Below are 2,458 nucleotides of genomic sequence, written 5' to 3'. Positions count from 1 at the left end.
GCCGGCAGGGTGCGGACCTCCGCGGCGCTGCCGTGCGGTCCGGGGCGATCGAGGCGATCGAGGCGGGCGAACAGCGCGGTGGGCAGCGGCCTGGCCGCGTTCGCCGCGGCCGTCGTGACGCGGGAGGCTCTCGCCATGCGATCGCCTCCCCACGAGGACCGTCAGAACGGGACGGTGGAGTATGCCTGCAGCTTCGTGAGCTGGTGCTGGCTGTCCACGCGTCGGATGGTGCCGGACCGCGACCGCATGACCAGCGAGGATGTGGTGGCGCCACCCGGCCGGTACCGTACCCCGGGAAGCAGTTCGCCATCCGTGATACCGGTCGCGACAAAGAAGACATTGTCGCTGGCCACGAGGTCGCGGGTGGACAGCACCCGGGACGGGTCGTGGCCGAGGCCGACGACCTTCTCGCGCTCGGCGTCGTCCTTCGGCCACAGTCGGCCCTGGATCACGCCGCCGAGGCAGGTCACCGCGCAGGCGGTGATGATCCCCTCGGGCGTGCCGCCGATGCCGAGCAGCAGGTCGACGCCGGTGTCCGCGGAGGCGGCCATCACGGCGCCGGCGACGTCGCCGTCGGAGATGAGCTTCACCCGGGCGCCGGCGGCGCGGATCTGCTCGATCAGGTCCGCGTGCCGCGGCCGGTCGAGGACGACGACCGTGACGTCCCGCGGGTGCACGGCCTTGGCCTTCGCGACCGCGCGGATGTTGTCCTCGACGGAGGCGGTGATGTCGACGACGTCGGCCGCCTCCGGGCCGGTGACGAGCTTCTCCATGTAGAAGCACGAGCTCGCGTCGTACATCGAGCCACGCTCGCTGACGGCCATCACGGACACGGCGTTGTTCATGCCCTTGGCGGTGAGCGTCGTCCCGTCGACCGGGTCGACGGCCACGTCGCAGTCGGCACCCTCACCGGAGCCGACATGCTCGCCGTTGAACAGCATGGGGGCTTCGTCCTTCTCCCCCTCGCCGATGACGACGACGCCGCGCATCGACACCGTGCCGACGAGCCGGCGCATCGCGTCGACGGCGGCACCGTCGGCGCCGTTCTTGTCACCGCGCCCGACCCAGCGCGCGGCGGCGAGCGCGGCGGCCTCGGTGACGCGGACGAGTTCGAGGGCGAGGTTGCGGTCGGGTGCCTGCTCCTGCACGGCCAGCGTGTCGGGAACGGCTGAGGAGTCGGACCTGGCGGCGGAGGCATGGGGAGCGGAAGGCACGTCGCCGAGCCTAGTTCGGCCACCCCGCAGACGCCCGAGATACGACACCGCCACGACGCCCCAACGACGTCGCCAGGATGTCGCCGAACGTGGTCCAGCTCTCATCACCATAACCCGCGGGATCGGTCGTCGCGGGCCGGACCACCGGATTGCACCTGTCGTGCTGGCGACATCCAGAACAGCGAAATCCGGCGTGCAACCTTTCGCGGCAAGCACGCGTCCAACGGTGTGATCGGGTGGCCGTCACGCGGAGGGGGCGTGACGGCCACCCGGCCAGAACGCGGGACCGCCCGCAACACCCGCGGTGGGCGAGACGCTGGACACAGCCCCGCCCGGAACGGCCCTTAGGCCCCGTCCGGGCGCCCGCCCCCCGCCGCGAACCTGTGAAGATGGGACCGTGGCACAACGACAGCGACGCGGCCAGGAAACGATCCGCGACATGGTTCTCTCCCTCGCCGCGGTGATGGCCGGAGTCCTCGTCTTCGTCATCTTCGTCATGCCCCGCGGCAGCGATGAGACGGCGGTGAAGGTCGTGCCGACGGCCGAACCGATGGCAGCGTTCGCCCGGCAGGCGCCCTACACCCCGCTCGCCCCGGCCGGGTTGCCGGCCGAGTGGAAGGCGACGTCGACCCGGTTCACCCTGCCCACCGGCGGGTCGGACAGCGCCGCCACGGCCGAGGCACTGATCGGCTACGTCATCGACCGTTCAGGGGGGCGCGCGTACGCCCGGCTGCGGGAGAGCAACGCGCCGGATGCGGCGCAGAAGCTGCTCGGCAACCGACCGCCCCGCGGGACCGTGGATGTCGACGGGGTCACCTGGCAGGCCCGCCCCGATGACAGCGGGCACGTCGCGATCAGCCGCACCGACGGCGACCTCACCGTCGTCATCGACGATGGTGGCGGCAAGGGCGGCGGCGCGACGCAGGCCGACCAGGTGACACTCGCCCGTTCCCTGCGCCCTGTCGAACCGACGAACTGACATCTCCGGCGCTCGTCGTCGGCCGGCGGAGTCAGCTATTCAATAACGTTTCGCTAGCCCTTGGTCGGTATCCGCGGTTGCTCGCGAACACCCGATGTTCGGAATTTCCCCAGGACAATGAACGTCCACTTTCGGGCGCGATGTCCGGAAAGCCGGACGGAGCCACGCCGGACACCGTGACCCGTCGGGCCGGCGGCCGCCTGCCTGCGGCCGTTCGCGCCGTCAGCGCAGGTCCGCGCGCCGTCAGCGCCGGGCGGTGGTGGCG

The 2,458-nt window shown here is 71.5% G+C and carries 2 protein-coding genes; one reads left to right on the top strand and one right to left on the bottom strand.

Annotated features, from left to right (window positions below; genetic code table 11):
• Positions 1 to 161: 161 nt before the first annotated feature.
• Positions 162 to 1,214, bottom strand: coding sequence for a class II fructose-bisphosphatase (gene glpX, locus MXD58_RS29060; protein ID WP_250611353.1), 1,053 nt, complete (start codon positions 1,212 to 1,214; stop codon positions 162 to 164).
• 397 nt (positions 1,215 to 1,611) lie between these two features.
• Here glpX and MXD58_RS29055 point away from each other — a divergent pair, with 397 nt between their 5' ends.
• Complete coding sequence (locus MXD58_RS29055; RefSeq protein WP_308302073.1) at positions 1,612 to 2,193, top strand: DUF4245 domain-containing protein; 582 nt, start codon at positions 1,612 to 1,614, stop codon at positions 2,191 to 2,193.
• Positions 2,194 to 2,458 lie beyond the last annotated feature (265 nt).

It is taken from the genome of Frankia sp. AgKG'84/4 (assembly GCF_023242965.2).
Taxonomy (GTDB): Bacteria; Actinomycetota; Actinomycetes; order Frankiales; family Frankiaceae; genus Frankia.
Note: the sequence above shows the minus strand (reverse complement) of the source record. Positions and strands in the feature narration are given on the sequence as shown.